Origin of the sequence: Amycolatopsis camponoti (assembly GCF_902497555.1) — a bacterium.
Lineage (GTDB): Bacteria > Actinomycetota > Actinomycetes > Mycobacteriales > Pseudonocardiaceae > Amycolatopsis > Amycolatopsis camponoti.
The window spans coordinates 1532316-1551615 of sequence record NZ_CABVGP010000003.1 but is presented as its reverse complement, the minus strand read 5'-3'; the positions used below and the strand labels follow the sequence as shown (position 1 = coordinate 1551615).

The 19300-nt window shown below is 69.5% G+C and carries 20 protein-coding genes; 13 read left to right on the top strand and 7 right to left on the bottom strand.

Annotation, left to right across the window (positions count from 1 at the left end; genetic code table 11):
- The first annotated feature begins 64 nt into the window (after positions 1–64).
- Both AA23TX_RS43975 and rfbA read left to right on the top strand, forming a co-directional pair.
- The gene (locus AA23TX_RS43975; protein WP_196425871.1) at positions 65–1201 is read left to right on the top strand and encodes a sialidase family protein; all 1137 of its coding nucleotides are present in this window, start codon (positions 65–67) and stop codon (positions 1199–1201) included.
- Positions 1202–1252: 51 nt separating this feature from the next.
- A complete protein-coding gene (rfbA, locus tag AA23TX_RS43970) occupies positions 1253–2134 on the top strand; it encodes a glucose-1-phosphate thymidylyltransferase RfbA (RefSeq protein ID WP_155548826.1) in 882 nt (293 codons plus the stop codon).
- Here rfbA and AA23TX_RS43965 read toward each other — a convergent pair.
- Genes AA23TX_RS43965 through htpX form a run of 3 tightly spaced genes read right to left on the bottom strand, consistent with a single transcriptional unit; the run spans position 2131 to position 5449 of the window.
- Complete coding sequence (locus tag AA23TX_RS43965) at positions 2131–3441, bottom strand: NtaA/DmoA family FMN-dependent monooxygenase (protein ID WP_155548825.1); 1311 nt, start codon at positions 3439–3441, stop codon at positions 2131–2133. The two genes, rfbA and AA23TX_RS43965, sit on opposite strands and share 4 nt — an antisense overlap.
- 1 nt (position 3442) lies before the next feature.
- Positions 3443–4537, bottom strand: coding sequence for an LLM class flavin-dependent oxidoreductase (locus AA23TX_RS43960; protein ID WP_155548824.1), 1095 nt, complete (start codon positions 4535–4537; stop codon positions 3443–3445).
- 60 nt (positions 4538–4597) lie between these two features.
- Positions 4598–5449: a zinc metalloprotease HtpX gene (gene htpX, locus AA23TX_RS43955; protein WP_155548823.1), complete on the bottom strand. Its 852-nt coding sequence runs from the start codon at positions 5447–5449 to the stop codon at positions 4598–4600.
- A gap of 132 nt (positions 5450–5581) precedes the next feature.
- Here htpX and AA23TX_RS43950 point away from each other — a divergent pair, with 132 nt between their 5' ends.
- Both AA23TX_RS43950 and AA23TX_RS43945 read left to right on the top strand, forming a co-directional pair.
- Positions 5582–6550, top strand: coding sequence for a YncE family protein (locus AA23TX_RS43950; protein ID WP_155548822.1), 969 nt, complete (start codon positions 5582–5584; stop codon positions 6548–6550).
- 40 nt (positions 6551–6590) lie between these two features.
- Complete coding sequence (locus tag AA23TX_RS43945) at positions 6591–7466, top strand: LLM class F420-dependent oxidoreductase (RefSeq protein WP_155548821.1); 876 nt, start codon at positions 6591–6593, stop codon at positions 7464–7466.
- 44 nt (positions 7467–7510) lie between these two features.
- Here AA23TX_RS43945 and AA23TX_RS43940 read toward each other — a convergent pair whose 3' ends face one another.
- The 4 genes from AA23TX_RS43940 to AA23TX_RS43925 form a co-directional block, all read right to left on the bottom strand.
- Entirely contained in the window at positions 7511–7900 is a 390-nt protein-coding gene (locus tag AA23TX_RS43940; protein ID WP_155548820.1) for a hypothetical protein, read from the bottom strand.
- A 24-nt stretch (positions 7901–7924) separates the two neighbouring features.
- Positions 7925–9241, bottom strand: a complete 1317-nt coding sequence (locus AA23TX_RS43935) for a CdiA C-terminal domain-containing protein (RefSeq protein ID WP_155548819.1) — start codon at positions 9239–9241, stop codon at positions 7925–7927.
- A gap of 85 nt (positions 9242–9326) precedes the next feature.
- Entirely contained in the window at positions 9327–9626 is a 300-nt protein-coding gene (locus AA23TX_RS43930) for a WXG100 family type VII secretion target (RefSeq protein ID WP_196425870.1), read from the bottom strand.
- Positions 9627–9701: 75 nt separating this feature from the next.
- On the bottom strand, positions 9702–10070 hold the full coding sequence (locus AA23TX_RS43925; protein WP_196425869.1) for a YrdB family protein: 369 nt from the start codon (positions 10068–10070) through the stop codon (positions 9702–9704).
- A 198-nt stretch (positions 10071–10268) separates the two neighbouring features.
- Here AA23TX_RS43925 and AA23TX_RS43920 point away from each other — a divergent pair, with 198 nt between their 5' ends.
- The 9 genes from AA23TX_RS43920 to AA23TX_RS43880 are packed head-to-tail and all read left to right on the top strand — an operon-like array spanning position 10269 to position 19299.
- A complete protein-coding gene (locus tag AA23TX_RS43920; protein WP_155548817.1) occupies positions 10269–11501 on the top strand; it encodes a class I SAM-dependent methyltransferase in 1233 nt (410 codons plus the stop codon).
- Between the two features lies 1 nt (position 11502).
- Complete coding sequence (locus AA23TX_RS43915) at positions 11503–12294, top strand: glycosyltransferase family protein (protein ID WP_155548816.1); 792 nt, start codon at positions 11503–11505, stop codon at positions 12292–12294.
- The gene (locus AA23TX_RS43910) at positions 12291–12938 is read left to right on the top strand and encodes a PIG-L deacetylase family protein (RefSeq protein WP_155548815.1); all 648 of its coding nucleotides are present in this window, start codon (positions 12291–12293) and stop codon (positions 12936–12938) included. Before AA23TX_RS43915 ends, AA23TX_RS43910 begins: the two co-directional genes overlap by 4 nt.
- 4 nt (positions 12939–12942) lie before the next feature.
- On the top strand, positions 12943–13962 hold the full coding sequence (locus AA23TX_RS43905) for an NAD-dependent epimerase/dehydratase family protein (RefSeq protein WP_155548814.1): 1020 nt from the start codon (positions 12943–12945) through the stop codon (positions 13960–13962).
- Positions 13962–15242, top strand: a complete 1281-nt coding sequence (locus AA23TX_RS43900; RefSeq protein WP_155548813.1) for a DUF4910 domain-containing protein — start codon at positions 13962–13964, stop codon at positions 15240–15242. The genes AA23TX_RS43905 and AA23TX_RS43900 overlap by 1 nt, the downstream gene beginning before the upstream one ends.
- Before the next feature lie 5 nt (positions 15243–15247).
- Positions 15248–16621 carry an MATE family efflux transporter gene (locus tag AA23TX_RS43895; protein ID WP_155548812.1) on the top strand — a complete coding sequence of 458 codons (1374 nt, stop codon included), beginning with the start codon at positions 15248–15250 and terminating at the stop codon, positions 16619–16621.
- 7 nt (positions 16622–16628) lie between these two features.
- Positions 16629–17573, top strand: coding sequence for a glycosyltransferase family 2 protein (locus AA23TX_RS43890; protein WP_155548811.1), 945 nt, complete (start codon positions 16629–16631; stop codon positions 17571–17573).
- Entirely contained in the window at positions 17570–18754 is a 1185-nt protein-coding gene (locus tag AA23TX_RS43885) for a polysaccharide pyruvyl transferase family protein (protein ID WP_155548810.1), read from the top strand. Before AA23TX_RS43890 ends, AA23TX_RS43885 begins: the two co-directional genes overlap by 4 nt.
- Positions 18751–19299, top strand: a complete 549-nt coding sequence (locus AA23TX_RS43880) for a dTDP-4-dehydrorhamnose 3,5-epimerase family protein (RefSeq protein ID WP_155548809.1) — start codon at positions 18751–18753, stop codon at positions 19297–19299. Before AA23TX_RS43885 ends, AA23TX_RS43880 begins: the two co-directional genes overlap by 4 nt.
- The last annotated feature ends 1 nt before the right edge of the window (position 19300 follow it).

Here is a 19300-nt window from a genome sequence, read left to right as displayed (position 1 = left end):
ACTGTCCACGAAGGACCCCATTCGCGTGCTGTAATCGCGCGGTCACCGCGTGGAGAGGCTCAGAATGCGCCGTTTGCTCGCCTTCGTGCTGTCACTCACCGTGATCTGCGCGACACTGACCCCCGCGAGCGCCGCCGAGCGCAAGCAGCTCCTGCCCGGCCTCGGCTCGTACGCGCGCTTGGTCCGGCTCGATCACTCCATCTTCGGCCGCGGGAACATCGTCGCGGCGCTGACCAGCGAAGACGCCGGTGGCAAGTTCACGCCCGTCCTGGAAAGCACCGACGAGGGCGAGACCTTCCACCAGATCGGCGCCATCCACGATCCCGACGGTCGGTACGGCATGTGCTGCGGCACGCTCTACGAACTGCCGGAGCGCGTCGGCCGCCTGCGCGCGGGCACCCTGCTCTGGGCCGCCTCCTACCGGCAGGACGCCGGGGCGCAGCGGCGCGTCGGGATCAAGGTCTGGGCCAGCCCGGACGGCGGCCGCTCGTGGCGGTTCCTGTCCGAAGCCGCCCGCTCGCACAACATCGACGGCATCTGGGAGCCCGAGTTCACCGTCGACGCCGGCGGCACGCTCTGGCTCCACTTCGCCGACGAGACGCAGGCACCGAAGTACGCGCAGGTCCTCAACCGAGTCGCCTCGACCGACGGCGTGAACTGGGGCACCAAGCAGCTCACCCTGGCCATCCCGCCGGACCGGGTCCGGCCCGGCATGCCGATCATCCGCCGGCTGCCCGACGGCCGCTACTACTTCGCCTACGAGATCTGCAACTTCCGCGACCGCTACTGCGACCCGTACTTCAAGATCTCCCCCGACGGCGCCAACTGGGGCAGCCCCACCGACCCCGGCACGCGCGTCGACACCGCGAACGGCAACTACTTCCAGCACGCGCAGACGATCACGCTCTTCCCCGGCGGCCCGAACGGCGTCCGGATCGTCATGGTCGGGCAGATCTACACCAACGCGAAGGGCCAGCCGCAGCCGAAGAACGGCCAGGTGCTGCTCGCGAACGACAACTTCGGCAGCGGCAACTGGTACGAGCTGCCCGCGCCGGTGCACATCACCGGCATCCACAACAACTTCTGCCCGAACTACTCCTCGACGCTGCTGCCGGTCGACGGCGGCAAGAACGTGCTCGAGATCGCCACCGAGTACAACACCGGCTGCAAGGCCTACTTCGGCAAGGGACCGGCTTTCTGATCCCGCCCGGCCCGTAGGGTGGGGCCGACGCCGGATCCGAGGAGGCAGTTCATGAAGGGCATCGTGCTGGCCGGAGGCAGCGGGACGCGCCTGCACCCGATCACCCAGGCGGTGTCGAAGCAGCTGCTGCCGGTCTACGACAAACCGATGGTCTACTACCCGATCTCGGTGCTGATGCTGGCCGGGATCCGCGAGATCCTCGTCATCTCCACCCCCGCCGACCTGCCGATGTTCCGCAAGCTGCTCGGCAACGGCGACCAGTTCGGCGTCTCGTTCTCCTACGCCGAGCAGCCCAGCCCGAACGGACTGGCCGAGGCCTTCGTGATCGGCGCGGACTTCATCGGCGACGACGACGTGGCGCTCGTGCTCGGCGACAACATCTTCTACGGCCAGGGCTTCTCCGGCCGCCTGCAGCAGGCCGTGCGGGACCTCGACGGCTGCGTCCTGTTCGGCTACCCGGTGAAGGACCCCGAGCGCTACGGCGTCGGCGAAGTCGACGCGGACGGCAAGCTGGTCTCCATCGAGGAGAAGCCGGCGAAGCCGCGCTCGAACAAGGCGATCACCGGCCTGTACTTCTACGACAACCAGGTCGTCGAGATCTCGCGCGCGCTCAAGCCGTCACCGCGCGGCGAACTGGAGATCACCGACGTCAACCTCACGTACGTGCGCCAGGACCGGGCGTCGCTGGTCGACCTCGGCCGCGGCTTCGCGTGGCTCGACACCGGCACGCACGACTCGCTGCTCGAAGCCGGGCAGTTCGTGCAGGTGCTGGAGCACCGCACCGGCGTGCGCATCGCGTGCCTCGAGGAGATCGCGCTGCGGATGGGCTTCATCGACGCCGACGAGTGCTACGCGCTGGGCGAGAAGCTGGCGAAGTCCGGCTACGGCGACTACGTGAAGGCAGTCGCCGCAGCCGCGGGAGCTTCGGCCTAGAAGAGCTGCTCGCGCAGCGTCGTCCCGGTGTACTCCGTCCGGAACACCCCGCGTTCCTGCAGCAGCGGGACGACCTTCTCGACGAACTCGTCGAGCCCGCCCGGCGTCAGGTGCGGCACGAGGACGAACCCGTCGGCCGCGTCGGACTGGACGTACTCGTCGATCGTCGAAGCGACCGTCGACGGCGTGCCGACGAACTGCTGCCGCGCGGTGACCTCGATCACCAGCTCGCGGATCGAGAGCTTCTTCTCCTCCGCGATCGCCCGCCACTTGCGCGCGAGCGCGACCTGGTCCTTCTCGTGCCGGACGCGGCCCCAGGTCAGCGGCTCGGCGTCCGGGTCGGGGTCGACCTCCGGCAGCGGCCCGTCGACGTCGTAGTCCGACAGGTCGCGGCTCCACACCTGCTCGAGGAACTGGATCGCGGTCGCCGGCCGGACCTGCTGGAGCCGGATCTCACGCGCGTGCTCTTCGGCTTCGGCGTCGGTGTCGCCGAGGACGAACGTCGCCGCAGGCATGATCAGCAGCTCGCCGTATTCGCGGCCGTACGCGGCCAGCCGCCGCTTGACGTCGTGGAAGAACGCCTGGCCGTCTTCGAGGGTGCCGTGGCGGCTGAAGATGACGTCGGCGGCCTTCGCGGCGAACTCGCGGCCTTCGTCGGAGTCGCCGGCCTGGATGACGATCGGCTGCCCCTGCGGCGTCCGCGGCAGCGTGAACTCGCCGTGGATGTCGAACTGCTGTCCACTGTGGACGAATTTGCCGGGGTCGCGGGCGAAGACGCCGTTTTCCTTGTCCCCCACCAGGGTCCCGGGCTGCCAGCTGTCCCACAGCTCGCGCACGGTGGCGAGGAACTCCTCGGCGCGCGCGTAGCGGTCCTCGCGCTTGAGGAATCCGCCGCGGCGGAAGTTCTTGCCGGTGAAGGCGTCCGGCGACGTCACGACGTTCCACGCCGCGCGCCCGCCGGAGAGGTGGTCGATGCTCGCGACCTGGCGGGCGACCTCGTAGGGCTCGTTGAACGTCGAGGACAGCGTCCCGGCCAGGCCGAGGTGCGTGGTGACGGCGGACAGCGCGGCCAGGACGGTGGTCGTGTTGGGCCGGCCGACGACGTCGGAGTCGAGGATCTTGCCCGCGTGCTCGCGCAGCCGCAGGCCCTCGGCGAGGAAGAGGAAGTCGAACTTGCCGCGCTCGGCGGTGCGGGCGAGGTGCTCGAAGGAGGCGAAGTCGATCTGGCTGCCCGACGCGGGGTCGCTCCACACCGTCGTGTTGTTGACGCCGGGGAAGTGCGCGGCGAGCTTGATCTGCTTGGTCATCTCAGGCTCCCGGGGTGACGGCGTAGGCGTTGACGGCCCGGCCGAGGCCGAGGTGCTCGCGCAGGGTCTCGCCGCGGTAGGCGTCCCGGAACGCGCCGGCCGCGCGCAGCGCCGGGACGACTTCGCCGGCGAGCAGGTCGAGGTCGTCGGGCAGGACGGCGGGCCGCAGGTGGAACCCGGCGACGCCGGTCTCGGCGGCCCAGCGGGGCAGGTCGGCGGCCAGCTGCGCGGGGGTGCCGACGAACGACAGGCCGGCGGGCTCGAACGGGACCAGAGCGTCCAGCTCGTGCTGCCGGTCGCGGGCGCCCTGCTCGGTCTCGGCGAGCACGATCGACACCGTGGCCAGGACCTTGGCTCCCGGGAAGCGGGCGGCCGCGGCGCGCACGGCGTCGAGGTGGTCGGCGCGGGTGATGACCAGGTCGGCGCCGACGGCGTGCGGCGAGTCGCCGTAGACCGCGGTCACCGGGTGGCCCTGCGGCGGACGCGGGGTGATCGACGGGCCCTTCACGCTGAAGAAGCGGCCCTCGAAGTCGACGTAGTGCAGCTTCTCCCGGTCGATGAACCGGCCGGTGGCGGCGTCGCGGACGATCGCGTCGTCCTCCCAGCTGTCCCACAACCGGGTGATGACGTCGAGGACTTCCGCCGTCTCGGCCTCCCCGTCCTGCGGTGACGGGGCCGGGCGACGGCCGAAGTGCGCGGCCTCGGCGTCGGTCGGCGACGGCACCGCGAGCACGCCGGCGCGGCCGCGGCTCGCGTAGTCGAGGGTCGCCACCGACGTCGAGACGTGGAACGGCTCGGTGTGCGTGGTCGTGACGGTCGGGACCAGGCCGATCCGGCTGGTCGCCGGTGCGATCGCGGACAGCGTGAGCAGCGCGTCGAGGCGCCCTCGGACGACCCCCTCGCCGCCGGACTGCAACGCCAGCGAGTCGTCCAAGGTGACGAAGTCGAGCGAAGCGGCTTCGGCCAGCTTCGCATACCTCAGGTAGTGACCGGAGGTGAACAGCGCGGCGGGCTCGGCCGCGGATACCCGCCAGGCGGCCGGGTGGAACCCGGCCCCGTCGATGGCGACGCCCAGGTGCAGCTCTGCGGAGACCATGCTTACGGAACCGCCGGACCGGAACCGGGATTCCCGCTCCCACCAGTTGAGAAGACCGGGTCAGAGGCGGTGGCGGGCCATCTCCTCGAGCCGCGCGATGCGGTCGGCGATCGGCGGGTGCGTCGAGAACAGCTTGCTCAGGCCTTCACCGGGGCGGAACGGGTTCGCGATCATCAGGTGCGACTGCGACACGAGCTGCGGCTCGGCGACCAGCGGCCGCGCCCGCGTGCCGGCCTCCAGCTTCCGCAGCGCCGAGGCCAGGCCCAGCGGGTCGCCGGTCAGCTTCGCGCCGGACGCGTCGGCCTGGTACTCCCGCGAGCGGCTCACGCCCATCCGGATGACCGCCGCCGCGATCGGCCCGACGAAGATCAGCATGAGGCTGACCAGCGGGCTGCCGTCGCGGTTGTTGCCGCCGAAGAACAGCGCGATGTTCGCGAGCACGCTGATCACGCTGGCCAGCGCGCCGGCGACGCACGAAATGAGGATGTCGCGGTTGTAGACGTGGGACAGCTCGTGCCCGAGCACGGCCCGCAGCTCCCGCTCGTCCAGCAGGTCGAGGATGCCGGTCGTGCAGCAGACGGCCGCGTGGCGAGGGCTGCGGCCGGTCGCGAACGCGTTGGGCGCGACCGTCGGACTGAGGTAGAGCTGCGGCATCGGCTGCCGGGCGACGTGGGCGAGCTCCCGCACGATCCGGTACATCGCCGGCTGCTCGACCTCGGACACCGGCCGCGCGTGCATCGCGCGCAGCGCCAGCTTGTCCGAGCTGAAGTACGCGAAGGCGTTCATCCCGAGGGCGACGACCAGGCCGATGACCAGGGCGCCGCGGCCGAACAGGCCGCTGATCGCGATGATGATCGCCGACAGCAGACCGAGCAGCATCGCCGTCTTCAGTCCGTTCTGGTGCCCGTGCACGCGCTCGCCTCCGTCCGCTCTTCAGGTGAGTTACCCATCGGAAACAACGCGATCGGGGGACGCGAAGTTCCTTCACGTGGGGATCGCGCGGGTTAGGCTCGGAGGGCGAGTTGATCACGAGCGGAGGCGCCGATGCGAGGTCGCCCGATAGGCCGGAGGACCCTGTTCGCCCTGGTCACGGCCGGTGCCGGGGCCCTGGTCCTGCCCGGGGTGGCGCGGGCTGAGGACGTCCGCTCGATCGAGCTCGGCGGGGCGCCCACCGCGGTCACGGTGAACCCCGTCACCGGGCTCGCGTACGTCACCGATCCCGAGGCAGGCACGGTCACGGTCATCGACGCGCGCACCGCCACCGTCGGCGCCGTCATCAGCGTCGGCGGCGCCCCCGGCGACGTCGCGATCGACGCGAAAGCCAACCGGATCTACGTCTCGAACCCGCCGGCCGGCACGGTCGTCGTGCTGGACGGCCGCACCCACGACCTGGTGAGCGTGATCGGCGCGGGCGCCGGCGCGTCCGCGCTGGCCGTGGACGACCAGGCCAACCGCGTCTACGCGGTCAGCGGCAGCACCGGCATGCTCGCCGTGCTGGACGGCGTCAGCTGCACGCTCGCCGCGCTCGTGCCGGGCCCGAAGCCGAGCCTCGGCGGCGTCGCGGTCGACGCCGGCCGCAAGCTCGCCTACTGCGCCAGCACCGGCACGGACTCGCTCGAGGTGTTCTCGATCGACAGCGGGAAGTTCGTCGCCAGCGTGAAGGTCGGTGCGCGGCCGACCGCCGTCGCGGTGCACGCCGCGAGCGGTTCGGTGTACGTGGCCAACTCCGGCATCCACCACATGTCCATTGTGGACGCGGCGACGCGCACCGAGCGCAAGACCGTGTTGCTGCGCAGCGAATCGTCCGCGCTGGCCGTGCACCAGGGCACGAACACCGTCTACACCAACGGCGGCCAGAACGGGCTGAGCCGGATCGACGGCGCGAGCGGGACGCTGACCGGCGAGCTGTCGCTGGGCGTCAACCCCGGCGACGTCGCGGTCGACGAGCGTACGCGCACGGTGTTCGTCACGGATCCCTTGCACGGCAGGGTTTCCCTGATCCGAGATTTCTGAGCGGGCAGCTGGGGTAACTCCAGGTATACGGTCGGAAACCATGAGACTCGGACTGCAGATCCCCGACTTCACCTGGCCGAACGGGGCGTCCGCGCTGGGCGCCGAACTGGCCGCCGTCGTCCGCACCGCCGACAACGCGGGCTTCGACTCCATCGCCGTGATGGACCACTTCTTCCAGATCGGCGGGGTCGGCGCGACAGAAAACGACATGCTCGAGGCGTACACGACCCTCGGCTTCATCGCCGCGCACACCGAGCGCGCCAAGCTGCTGACCGTCGTCACCGGTGTCCTCTACCGGCACCCGGGCCTGCTGGCCAAGGCGATCACGACGCTGGACGTGCTGTCCGGCGGCCGCGCGATCCTGGGCATCGGCGCGGGCTGGAACGAGGACGAGTCCCGCGGGCTCGGCTTCCCCTTCCCGCCGGTCGCGGAGCGCTTCGAGCTGCTGGAGGAGAACCTCCAGTACGTGCTCCAGATGTGGGCCGAGGGCGACGCGCCGTTCAAGAGCAAGCACTTCGACGCGGCCCGGCTGCTGAACGTGCCGCAGGCGCTGTCGGACCCGCGCCCGCCGATCATGATCGGCGGCGGTGGCGAGAAGAAGACGCTGCGGCTGGTCGCCAAGTACGCCGACCAGTGCAACCTCTTCAACGGCCCCGAGCTGGAGCACAAGCTCGACGTCCTCAAGCAGCACTGCGAGAACGAGGGCCGCGACTACGGTTCGATCACCAAGACCGTCTACCACATCCTCGACATCGGCGAGAACGGTGAGAAGACCGGCGAGCTGCTGAAGGAGCTGGAGCGGCTGCACGGGCTCGGCATCGACATCGCCCTCGGCATGGTCCCGCACGTCCACAACCCGGCCGTGCTGGAGAAGTTCGGCACCGACGTCATCCCGGCGGCGGAGAAGATCGGCTGATCACCGATGGGCTGCCTCGCGGAACGGTTCCGCGAGGCAGCCCGTCACGAGCTCGTTCCCGCGGCCGGGTTCTCGATATCCTCACTGAGGACGTATTGCAGGTCGTAAGTCGAAAAAATCGAGAACTTCCCCGTCGCTTTCAAAGCGCCATATGTTCTCTCCATGAAAGAACGAGCGTTATCGACATCCCGATTGAGGGTCCGAAACCGAAGCATGTACGGATGTGTCGCGAACGGCATGTCGTCGTAGATCTCATAACCGTGGTTCACGAACAGTTCGACCGCGACGTCCTCGCGCCGCCCGAAGTACGCCTCGTCTTGATATTTCGGTTCCCGCAGAAGCGGCGTTCCGACCAGCTCTGCAATCTCGCCGACGACCGATTGGACGGGCACGGCCTCGAGCGGCCTCAGGAATATTTCGACATGTGTTGCCATTGACGCACACCTCCCGCACCGCCCTCAAGGAGCGACGATCGTCCAGCCGTCACCCCAGATGATGATCTTGTCATAGGCGTCCTTCCTGAGGCCTTTGAAACGCTGCACACCTTCGAGTGCGGCTTCTCTCGTCAGCGACGTTCCTTCGGCGTCGACGACTATCTCACGCGCCTGACCGCCCTTGCGCGCCGAATCATCCAGCACTCGCATGACTTTCGTACTGCCCGGATCAGTCGCCTCGATCGTCTTGAACTCGGTCGGCGTCCCGTCGAGGAGCGCGTCCGGCGTTCGAACCCCTGGCTCCGTGGACGGCTTGAGCGCCTTCACGTCATGTCCCTCACCAGCCAGTCGTTCGGCGATCTTTCGCTCAGCCTGATTGAAGGTGGATTCGGACTGGTCGATCACGCCGGTTCGCTCACCGAGCTCCTCACCGAGCTTCGTGGTGTCCGCCTGCTCGATGTTCGGCTCCGGGGTCCGCTCGACCGCCATCGCCATGGCCGTCACCCCGCCCGCGACCGCACCGAGGACTTCCGCCCCTTCCAGGGTGGCCACCGCTCCGGCCGAGAGCTCCGCGATCGGGCCCGCCAGCACGCCGATGACGTCGATCCCCAGCAGTTCGGCCGCGCCCACGAGGACGTCGAACGCCCCCTCGGTGAGGATGCTGACGATGCCCGCGATCGCGAGCCCGAGCCCGGCCCCGTCGATCACGTCACGGACCGAGTCTTCGATGCGCTGACGGGTGTCGACGACCCAGACCCGGAAGTCCGCGAATGCCGTCGACAGCTTCCGCAGGAACTGCGGGAGCACGAAGAAGATCGCCGTGTCGTGCCCACCGGCGAGCCTGTCCCAGAAGTCGTTCAGGGCATCGATGTCCGCGGAGTCGTTGTTCTCCACCAGCTCGAACATGCTGTTCTTGAGGTCGGCCGCCAGCGCCTGGACGGCGTCGCCGGCTTGTTCGAAGGCCAGCTGGATGTTCGTCAGCTTCCCGGTGTCGGCGTTCGGCGCGTACCGGCCGATCCCGTGCGGCAGCCACCACTCCTCCGGCCCCAGCAGGCCCGGCCACGCCGGGCTGCCGCCGGCCTTCGGCGGCAGCAGCGGCGTCCACGGCGCCGGACCGGGTTGCGGATGGGAAGAGTTGTCCGCGGTCCAGTGGTTCAGCCCGGCCTGGTCGATGCCCGCGGCGACCGAGCCGAGCACGTCGTAGGCGCGGAAAAAGGCTGCGACCAGGGTGTGCATGGCGCTCTGGTAGCCGCGTTCGAATGCCTCGGCACCGTCTCCCGCGCCGGCCGCACCGGCATTGCCATCCAGCGCGGTGAACAGTTTCAGCCGGATCTGGTGCACCTGCTCCTGCCCCTCGGCCAGGCCGAGAGCGACGACGTGGAAGTCCTCGGGCGTGACGTCGACGACACCCTGCGGCGCACCGCCGTCATCGATCCGGGCCACGCCAGATACCCAGATTGGCCGACAGGGCTGCACCGTGGTTGTCGTGTGCGGTCAGGACGAATTCCCGGATACGCGGTAGGTCGGAGTGCAATTCTCTGGCTGCGACAACCCATTCGCCATATGCCGTCGCGAAAGCGTTTTGCCCCTCACCGAGCCAGGCGCCCAAGGCGTCCTTCAGTTCCTGCTCCAGTTGAGCCAGCAACTCTTCAGCTCGCCCGAAAGCATGGTCAAGGGCGTCTGCCTGCGCTCGCAAGGCCGAGAAATCCACTCGGAGCGTGCCCAATTCACCCTCCCCGGTGACTGACGGCGTCCGACCAGTCACGTTAGCGGTCGAGGCTTGGGTAATCGAACGGTAAAGTCAGCCGTCCTTGGCGACGACGCGGGTGAGCGCCGCGACGCCGATCCCCGCGACGGCGAGCACGATCCCCGCGACCACCCAGCCGACCAGCACCAGCACCGCGCCGGTGGCCGCGAACAGGGCGAACTCCACCAGGAAGCGGGCCGGTTCCGGCAGCCGGCGGCGGGCCCGCGGGGCGATGAACAGGCCCCAGATCGCGGCGGCCACCACCGGCAGCAGGACCGCGTCGACGATCGCCAGCGCCACCCCGCTGCCGAGCTGGGTCCCGGCCAGCGCCAGGCCGCCCAGCAGGGCCAGCTCGGTCAGGAAGCGGACCGTCAGCACCACGCCCGCGAACCCGCTCAGGCGGGGACCCGTCTCCGAAGTCATCGGGCCAGCCTAGGACCCCGGGTCCACTGTGGACGTTACGGGTTCGGGCCGGCACCGTCCGTGATCTCGGCCACACGACGTGATCATGTTGCGGTTCCGAATCGGTCCACCACGCCGCCACGCGTCGCTGTAACGACGGTCCACCCCTGCTCGACGTGTTAAGCGCATATCGCGACCGCGAGCCAAGGAGCCTGGTAGATGACCACATGTCGACTCTGCGGTTCGACAAACACGGCCAGCGTGGTGGACCTCGGGGCCACTCCCCCATGTGAGCGATTCTTGACCGCTGAGCAGCTCGACGAGCCGGAAGCCACTTTCCCGCTCCACCTCAAGGTGTGCACCGACTGCTGGCTCGCTCAGATCCCCCCGCTGATCGATCCTGACGACACCTTCACCGAGTACGCGTACTTCTCGTCGTTCTCGACGTCGTGGGTCGAGCACGCGAAGCGCTTCGTCGACGGGTCGGTCGAGCGGCTGGGACTCGACGAGAAGTCGTTCGTCGTCGAGGTCGCCAGCAACGACGGTTACCTGCTCAAGCACGTCGTCGGGCACGGCATCCGGTGTCTGGGCGTCGAACCTTCGGTGAACGTCGGGCAGGCGGCGCGGGACGCCGGCGTGCCCACCCTGACGGCCTTCCTCTCCGAGGAGACCGGCCGCCAGGTGCGCGAGGAGCACGGCCCGGCCGACCTGGTCGCCGCCAACAACGTCTACGCGCACATCCCCGACGTCCTCGGCTTCACGAAGGGCCTGCGCGCCCTGGTCGCCGACGACGGCTGGGTCTCCATCGAGGTCCAGCACCTGCTCACGCTGATCGAGAAGAACCAGTACGACACGATCTACCACGAGCACTTCCAGTACTACACGGTCGAATCGGCCCGGCGCGCCCTCGCGACCGGCGGCCTGACCGTGGTCGACGTCGAACTGGTGCCGACGCACGGCGGGTCGATCCGGCTGTGGGCGCGTCCCGACGAGGTCGCGGGCGAGCCCAGCGAGCGGATGACCGACGTCCTGGAGCGCGAAAAGGCCGCCGGGCTGCACGAGCTGTCCGGGTACACCGAGTTCGCCGAGCGCGTCACCCGCGTGCGGCTGGACCTGCTGAAGTTCCTCATCGAGGCGCGCAACGACGGGAAGACCGTCGTCGGCTACGGCGCCCCGGGCAAGGGCAACACCCTGCTCAACCACTGCGGCATCCGCACGGACCTGCTGCAGTACACGGTCGACCGCAACCCGTACAAGCACGGCCGGTTCACCCCGGGCACGCGCATCCCGGTGCTGCCCCCGGAGCGGATCGAAGCCGATCGGCCCGACTACGTGCTCGTCCTCCCGTGGAACCTCCGGGAGGAACTGACCGAACAGCTGTCGTTCGTGGGTGAGTGGGGCGGAAAGCTCGTGTTCCCCATCCCCCGCCTGGAAATCGTCGAGGTGCAGTGAAGTGAAGGTCGTCCTCTTCTGCGGTGGCTACGGGATGCGGATGCGCAACGGCGCGGCCGACGACGTCCCCAAGCCGATGGCGATGGTCGGTCCGAGACCGCTCATCTGGCACGTCATGCGCTACTACGCGCATTTCGGCCACACGGAGTTCATCCTGTGCCTCGGCTACGGCGCGGCGCACATCAAGAACTTCTTCCTGAACTACCAGGAAACCATTTCCAACGACTTCGTCCTGCGGGGCGGCAAGGCCGAGCTGCTCTCGACCGACATCGCCGACTGGACGATCACGTTCGTGCAGACCGGCATCGAGTCGCCGATCGGTGAGCGCCTGCGCCGCGTCCGCGACTACCTCGACGGCGACGAGATGTTCCTCGCGAACTACGCCGACGTCCTCTCCGACGTCCCGCTGCCCGACATGATCGAGCGGTTCTCGAACACCGACGCCGGCGCGTCGATGATGGTCGTCCCGCCGCAGTCGTCGTTCCACTGCGTGGAGATGAACGAGGGCGGCATGGTCGGCTCGATCACGGCGGTCAGCGAAATGCCGCTGTGGGAGAACGGCGGGTACTTCGTGCTCCGCCAGGAGGTCTTCGACCACATCCCGGAGAACGGCGACCTGGTCGCCGACGGCTGCGGCGAGCTGGCCAAGCGCGGCCGACTCCTGGCCTACCCGTACCGCGGGTTCTGGAAGCCGACCGACACGGTCAAGGAGCGCGCCGCGCTCGACGACGCGTACACGCACGGCAAGAAGCCCTGGGCGCTCTGGGAGCGGCCCGTCGCGAGCACCGCGTGATCGGGCTCCGGCCGGGACGGCTCGGCGGCGTCGTCGCCCTCGGCGCGCACTGCGACGACATCGCGATCGGTGCCGGCGGCACCCTGCTGACGCTCTGTGCCGGGCGCCCGGGCCTGCGGGTCGACGCGTTGATCCTGTCCGGCGGCGGCACCCCCCGCGAGGACGAGGAGCGGGCGGCGCTCGCGGCGTTCTGCCCGGGCGCGCAGCTCGACGTCACGGTGCTGAAGCTGCCGGACGGACGCTTCCCGGCGCACTGGGAAGAGGCCAAGAACGCGCTGGAGGAGCTGCGGCGGCGGACCGAGCCGGACGTCATCCTGGCCCCGCGCACCGACGACGCGCACCAGGACCACCGCGGGCTCGCCAAGCTGGTGCCGACGGCGTTCCGCGACCACCTCGCGCTGGGCTACGAGATCGTCAAGTGGGACGGCGACCTCGGGGCCCCTTCGGTGTACCAGCCGCTCGACGACGACGTCGCCGAGGAAAAGGTCCGGCTGCTGCAGACGCACTACGCGTCGCAGCGGCACCGCGGCTGGTACGACCGCGAGGCGTTCCTCGGCCTGGCGCGGATCCGCGGGATCGAAGCGGCCGCGAAGTACGCCGAAGCGTTTTTCGTCAAGAAACTCACTCTCGACCTGAAGGGCTGATCCGATGCGGGTGTTGCTGACGGGGCACAAGGGCTACCTGGGGACGGTGATGGCCCCGGTGCTCGCGGCCGCCGGTCACGAGGTCGTCGGCCTCGACTCGGGGCTGTTCGAGGACTGCCTGCTCGGACCCACGCCGGCCGACCCGGCCGGGATCGCCGTCGACCTGCGCGACGTGGAGGCGAAGCACGTCGAGGGCTTCGACGCGGTCATCCACCTCGCCGCGCTCTCGAACGACCCGCTCGGCTCGCTCGCGCCGGAGCTGACCTACGACATCAACCACCACGCGTCGGTGAAGCTCGCGAAGCTGGCCAAAGACGCAGGCGTGCAGCGGTACCTCTACGCGTCGACCTGCTCGGTGTACGGCGCGGGCGGCGACAAGCTGGTCGACGAGGACGCCCCGCTGAAGCCGGTGACGCCGTACGCCGAGTCGAAGGTGCGCGTCGAGGCCGACGTTCACGAGCTCGCCGACGACGACTTCACCCCGGTCTACATGCGCAACGCGACCGCGTTCGGCTACTCGCCCCGGCTGCGCGGCGACATCGTGCTGAACAACCTCACCGCGCACGCGCACCTGTCCGGCGAGGTGCTGGTGCTCTCCGACGGCACCCCGTGGCGGCCGCTGGTGCACGCCCAGGACATCGCGCGCGCGTTCACCGCCGCGCTGACGGCGCCCAAGGAGGCCGTGCACAACAAGGCCTTCAACATCGGCACCGAGGACAACAACGTCACCGTCGCCGAGATCGCCCAGGAGGTCGTCGAGGCCGTGCCGGGCTCGACGCTGAACATCACCGGCGAGGCCGGCGCCGACCCGCGCTCGTACCGCGTCGACTTCTCGCGCTTCCGCGACGCCATCCCGGGCTTCGCGTGCGAGTGGTCGGTCAAGGACGGCGCCGTCGAGCTCATCGAGGCCTACCGCAAGTTCGGGCTCACCCGCGAGTCGTTCGAGAAGCTGTTCACCCGGCTCGCCTGGCTGAAGAGCGAAGGCGAAGCCGGCCGCATCGACGACACCATGCGGCGGCACTAGTGACGGGCACGCAGCTGCGGTCGGGGGCGGAGCTGCACGCCCTGGTCGAACGGCTGTACCCGATCTGCCGCAGCATCACCGGCGACGGCGTGCGGCAGACCCTGGACATCATCGGCGAGCACATCGCGCTGGAGCGGCACGAGGTCCCGACCGGGACGGCGGTGCTGGACTGGACGATCCCGCAGGAGTGGAACATCCGGGACGCGTACGTCGCCGCTCCTTCCGGCGAGCGGGTGATCGACTTCCGGGAGTCGAACCTGCACGTCGTCGGGTACAGCGTCCCGGTGTCGCGGCGGATGCCGCTGAGCGAGCTGCGGGAGCACCTGCACACGCTGCCGGACCAGCCGTCGTGGGTGCCCTACCGGACCAGCTACTACGCCCCGGCCTGGGGTTTCTGCCTCGCGCAGGAGAAGCTCGACGCGCTGCCCGACGGCGAGTACGACGTCGTCATCGACTCGACCCTGGCCGACGGCTCGCTGACGTACGGCGAGCACGTCGTCCCGGGCCGCGTCACCGACGAGGTCATCGTGTCCTGCCACGTCTGCCACCCGTCGCTGGCCAACGACAACCTGGCCGGCATCGCGGTGGCGGTGTCGCTGGCACAGCAGCTGGCCGAGTCGCAGCCGCACTACACCTACCGGTTCCTGTTCATGCCGGGGACGATCGGCTCGATCACGTGGCTGGCCCGCAACTCGTCGCGGATCGACAAGGTCAAGCACGGCCTGGTCCTGGCCTGCGCCGGCGACCCGGGCCCGCTGACCTACAAGAAGTCCCGCCGCGACGACGCCGAGATCGACCGCGTGCTGCAGCACGTGCTGCGCTCGCGCGAGCACCGCGTTGTCGACTTCTCGCCGTATGGCTACGACGAGCGCCAGTTCTGCTCGCCGGGCTTCAACCTCGGCGTCGGCTCCCTGACGCGGACGCCGTACGCGGGCTACCCCGAGTACCACACCTCGGCGGACAACCCGAGCTTCGTTTCGCCGACGGCCATGGAGGACACCCTCGGCGCGCTTAGCGACGCCTTCAGCGTCCTGGACCGCAACCGCCGGTACGTCAACCTCAGCCCGTACGGCGAGCCGCAGCTCGGCAAGCGCGGGCTGTACGACTCGCTCGGCGGCCGCAGCGACGCCAAGCAGGCCCAGATGGCGATGCTCTGGGTGCTCAACCTCTCCGACGGCGAGCACTCGCTCCTCGACATCGCCGAGCGGGCCGGGCTGCCCTTCGACATCGTCGACGTCGCGGCCCGTGCCCTGCACGACGCCGGTCTGGTCAAGGAGTGAGCGACGTGGCCAACCACCGCCGTGCGCCGCGCTCGATCTTCCGGTCGGGCGCGGTGCGCGCGATGGCCGGAAGGTTGAGCTGGGGCCTCGGCGACCAGGCGGTGTCCAGCCTGACCAACTTCGCCGTCGGGCTGTATGTGGCCCGCTCGCTCGGGACGTTCGCCTTCGGCATCTTCAGCCTCGCCTGGGTGACCTACGGCGTCGTCTTGAATGTTTCCCGGGGTCTGGCCACCGACCCGCTGATGGTGCGGTTCAGCGCGGTGCCGGAGGCCCGCTGGCGACTGGGGGTCGCCAGCGCGTCGGGCACCGCGATCGGCGTCGGCTGCGCGACCGGGCTGATCAGCCTGGTCGCGGGGCTGGCCGCGGGCGGCCCGCTCGGCAACGCGTTCGTCGCGCTCGCCGTCGTCCTGCCGGGCCTGCTGCTGCAGGACGCGTGGCGCTTCGCCTTCTTCGCCCGCGGCGCGGGCAAGAAAGCCTTCATCAACGACTGTGTGTGGGGCGTGGCGCTCCTCCCGGCGCTGTACGTCGCCGCTCAGGTCCACACCGTGGTCGCGTTCGTGCTCGCCTGGGGCCTCTCCGGCGCGGTCGCGGCCGCCTACGGCTGGTTCCAGACCGGGATCCTGCCCCACCCCCGCGAGGCACTGGGCTGGTTCCGGCGGCAACGCGACCTGAGTGTCCGCTACCTGGTCGAGAACGTCAGCAACAGCGGCGCGTCCCAGCTGCGCGCGTACGGCCTCGGCGCCATCGCCGGCATCACCGCCGTCGGCGCGGTCCGCGGCGCCGAGCAGCTCCTCGGGCCGTTCCTGGCCCTGCTCATGGGGCTGTCGCTGGTCACGGTCGCCGAGGGCGCGCGGGTGCTCCAGCGGGCCCCGCACCGGCTGAAGCACTTCTGCATGATCCTCGGCGGTGGCCAGGCCGCCGCCGCGCTGTGCTGGGGCCTCGGGCTGCTGCTGCTGGTGCCCGACAGCGCCGGCCGCTGGGTGATGGGCTCGGTGTGGGACTCGTCGTCCCCGCTGATCCTCCCGGTCACCCTGGCCGTGGTCGGCGCGAGCTTCGCCACCGGCGCGGCGGCCGGGCTCCGGGCACTGGGCGCCGCACCGCGAAGCCTGCGGTCGCAGCTGATCGCCTCCCTGTTCTACGTCACGTTCGGCATCACCGGCGCCTTCCTCGGTGATGCCGCCGGGTCCGCGTGGGGCGTCGCGATCGCCACGCTCACCGGCTCCGTCGTCTGGTGGTGGCAGCTGCGGCTCGGGCTGCGCGACTACGTCCCGCCGGAGCCGGGAGCCAACGAGACGACCATCGTCTTCGCCCCGCTCCGGGAAACGATCAACGAAACCACCGTGGTCTTCGAGCCGATCAAAGAGCCGATCAAGGAATGAGGACTCCATGACCACCGTCCCGCGGCTGAGCCTCGGCCTCCCGGTGTACAACGGCGAGGAGTACCTCGCCGAATCGCTGGACGCCCTGCTCGGCCAGACCTACGAAGACTTCGAGCTGGTCATCTCGGACAACGCGTCCACCGACCGGACCGACGAGATCTGCCGCCAGTACGCGGACAAGGACTCCCGGATCCGCTACGTGCGCCAACCGAAGAACATCGGCGCGACGCCGAACCACAACTTCGTGTTCGACGTCTCCCGCACCGAGCTGTTCAAGTGGGTCTCCCACGACGACCTCTACGCCCGCGACCTCCTCAAGCGGTGCATCGAGGCCCTCGACGAGCGCCCCGAGGTCATGCTCGCCCACTGCGACCAGGCGATCATCGACGGCGACGGCCGCATCGTCCAGCCGCTCGAGTACACGCTGGACACCGCCTCCCCGCACGCGCCGGACCGCTTCCGCGCGGTCCTGTTCGAGCCGGGCGGCGACGACTTCTACGGCGTCATCCGCACGGACGTCCTCCGCCGCGTCAAGCCGCTCGACAGCTACCACCACGCGGACCGGACGTACTCGGCCGAGATGGCCCTGCACGGCCCGTTCCACCAGGTGCCCGAGCTGCTCTACTTCCGCCGCGACCACCCGGGCCGCGCGGAACGGGCCAACCCGACCATCCGGAGCCGGTGCGCGAATCTGGACCCGCGGCGCGCGAACCGGCTCCGGAACCCCACCGTCCGCCTGCTCGGCGAGTACGTCTTCGGGTTCGCGGACCTGATCCGCCGCGCGCCGATCTCGGCCGCCGACAAGCGCGAGTGCTTCGGGCACCTCGGCGCCTGGCTGACCAACCGGGCGCGCTCCGGCCACGGCGAACGCGTCGAGGACCGCGCCCCGACCGCCTCCGACGTCGCCACGGTCAACGAGATCGTGGCCGGCCGGGAAGGCAGGCTCGCGTGAAGCGTGCCCCGCGCGTCGGCGTCTTCGGCCTGCTCGGCTCGGGCAACCTCGGCAACGACGGTTCCCTCGAAGCCGTGCTCGGCTACCTGCGCACCGAACACCCGGACGCGGTCCTGACCGGCCTGGTGGGCGGCCCGGACATCGTCCGCGAGCGGTACGGCGTCGACACCACGCCCCTGCACTGGAACCAGGCCGAGTACGAGACGGCGACCGGCCTCCGGTCGATCGTCCTCAAGGGACTCGGCAAGCTGGTCGACATCGGCCGCACGGCCGCCTGGGTCCGCAAGCAGGACGTCGTCATCGTGCCCGGCATGGGCGTCCTCGAAGCGACGCTTCCGTTGCGTCCGTGGGGTTTTCCGTATTCGCTCCTCCTCCTCTCCGCCACCGGGCGGCTCTTCGGCACCAAGGTCGCGCTGGTCAGCGTCGGCGCCAACGAGATCAGCGCGCGGGCCACGCGGACGCTCGTCCGCTGGTCCGGCCGGCTGGCCGCGTACCGCTCCTACCGCGACGACCTCTCCCGCGACGCCATGCGCGCCATGGGTGTCGACACCAGCCGTGACGAGGTCTACCCCGACCTCGCGTTCTCCCTCCCGACTCCGGCCGCCGGCGGCGTGCCGGGCACCGTCGGCGTCGGCGTGATGGCCTACTACGGCGGCAACGAAGACCGCGCCGACGGCGACCGCATCTACCGCCACTACGCCGACACGATGAACCGTTTCGTCGCGTGGCTCGTTGACCAGGGCAGACCCGTCCGGCTGTTCATCGGTGATCAGATCGACCGGCAGGTCGTCGACGAGATCATCGAGAAGACCGCTTCCCCGCTGGTGACGGCGGCGTCGGCGGAGACCTTGGGCGAGCTGATGCACGAGATGGCGGCGGTGGACAGCGTGGTGGCCACGCGCTACCACAACGTGCTCTGCGCCCTGAAGGTCGCGAAACCGACCGTAGCAATCGGTTACGCGCCGAAGAACGACGTGCTCATGGCGGAGATGGGCCTCGACGGCTTCACCCAGCGGGCGAAGACCGTCGACTACGACCGGCTCCTCGAGCAGTTCGCCGAGCTGGAAAACCGCTCGGCCGAACTGCGCCAGACGCTCCTGGAACGGAACGACATGAACGCGCAACGGCTCAAGGACCAGTTCGCCGCCCTTTCGGCGGCCCTCTTCGGGGGTGCGCGATGAAGGCCATTCCGGTGCCCGAAATCCAGGGCGTGTACCTGTTCGAACCGACTCCGCACGCGGACGAGCGCGGCTTCTTCAGCCGGACGTTCGACCGCGAGGTCGTCGCGTCGGTCGGCATCGACCCGGACGGCTTCGCCCAGGACAGTCTTTCCCGTTCCCGCAAGGGAGTCGTGCGCGGGATGCACCTGCGCGGCGGCGCCGGCGAGGCGAAGCTGGTGCGGTGTTCGCACGGCGCGATCTTCGACGTCGTCGTGGATCTCCGACCGGATTCGCCGACATTCCGCAATGTCAAAACGTTCGAACTTTCCGGTGAGACGCAGGTTTCCGTATACATCCCGGCAGGCTGCGCGCACGGATTCCAGTCACTCACCGAAATCTCGGACGTGTCGTACCGTATCGATCGACCCCACGACCCGTCCGAAGACATTACGATTTCGTACAAAGACCCAGAATTGGACATTTCGTGGCCACTGTCGGTCACAATGGTCAGTGACCGGGATGAGCGCGCGCCGTCTCTCGGAGAGGCGTTGAAACCAACGAGGTGAC

What these genes read in the sequence shown, in the direction of transcription:
- AA23TX_RS43920 (WP_155548817.1), top strand. Translation starts at nt 10,269, where the DNA reads ATGACCACATGTCGACTCTGCGGTTCGACAAACACGGCCAGCGTGGTG.
- AA23TX_RS43940 (WP_155548820.1), bottom strand. Translation starts at nt 7,900, where the DNA reads ATGGCAACACATGTCGAAATATTCCTGAGGCCGCTCGAGGCCGTGCCC.
- rfbA (WP_155548826.1), top strand. Translation starts at nt 1,253, where the DNA reads ATGAAGGGCATCGTGCTGGCCGGAGGCAGCGGGACGCGCCTGCACCCG.
- AA23TX_RS43965 (WP_155548825.1), bottom strand. Translation starts at nt 3,441, where the DNA reads ATGACCAAGCAGATCAAGCTCGCCGCGCACTTCCCCGGCGTCAACAAC.
- AA23TX_RS43960 (WP_155548824.1), bottom strand. Translation starts at nt 4,537, where the DNA reads ATGGTCTCCGCAGAGCTGCACCTGGGCGTCGCCATCGACGGGGCCGGG.
- AA23TX_RS43890 (WP_155548811.1), top strand. Translation starts at nt 16,629, where the DNA reads ATGACCACCGTCCCGCGGCTGAGCCTCGGCCTCCCGGTGTACAACGGC.
- AA23TX_RS43950 (WP_155548822.1), top strand. Translation starts at nt 5,582, where the DNA reads ATGCGAGGTCGCCCGATAGGCCGGAGGACCCTGTTCGCCCTGGTCACG.
- AA23TX_RS43880 (WP_155548809.1), top strand. Translation starts at nt 18,751, where the DNA reads ATGAAGGCCATTCCGGTGCCCGAAATCCAGGGCGTGTACCTGTTCGAA.
- AA23TX_RS43945 (WP_155548821.1), top strand. Translation starts at nt 6,591, where the DNA reads ATGAGACTCGGACTGCAGATCCCCGACTTCACCTGGCCGAACGGGGCG.
- AA23TX_RS43975 (WP_196425871.1), top strand. Translation starts at nt 65, where the DNA reads ATGCGCCGTTTGCTCGCCTTCGTGCTGTCACTCACCGTGATCTGCGCG.
- AA23TX_RS43905 (WP_155548814.1), top strand. Translation starts at nt 12,943, where the DNA reads ATGCGGGTGTTGCTGACGGGGCACAAGGGCTACCTGGGGACGGTGATG.
- AA23TX_RS43925 (WP_196425869.1), bottom strand. Translation starts at nt 10,070, where the DNA reads ATGACTTCGGAGACGGGTCCCCGCCTGAGCGGGTTCGCGGGCGTGGTG.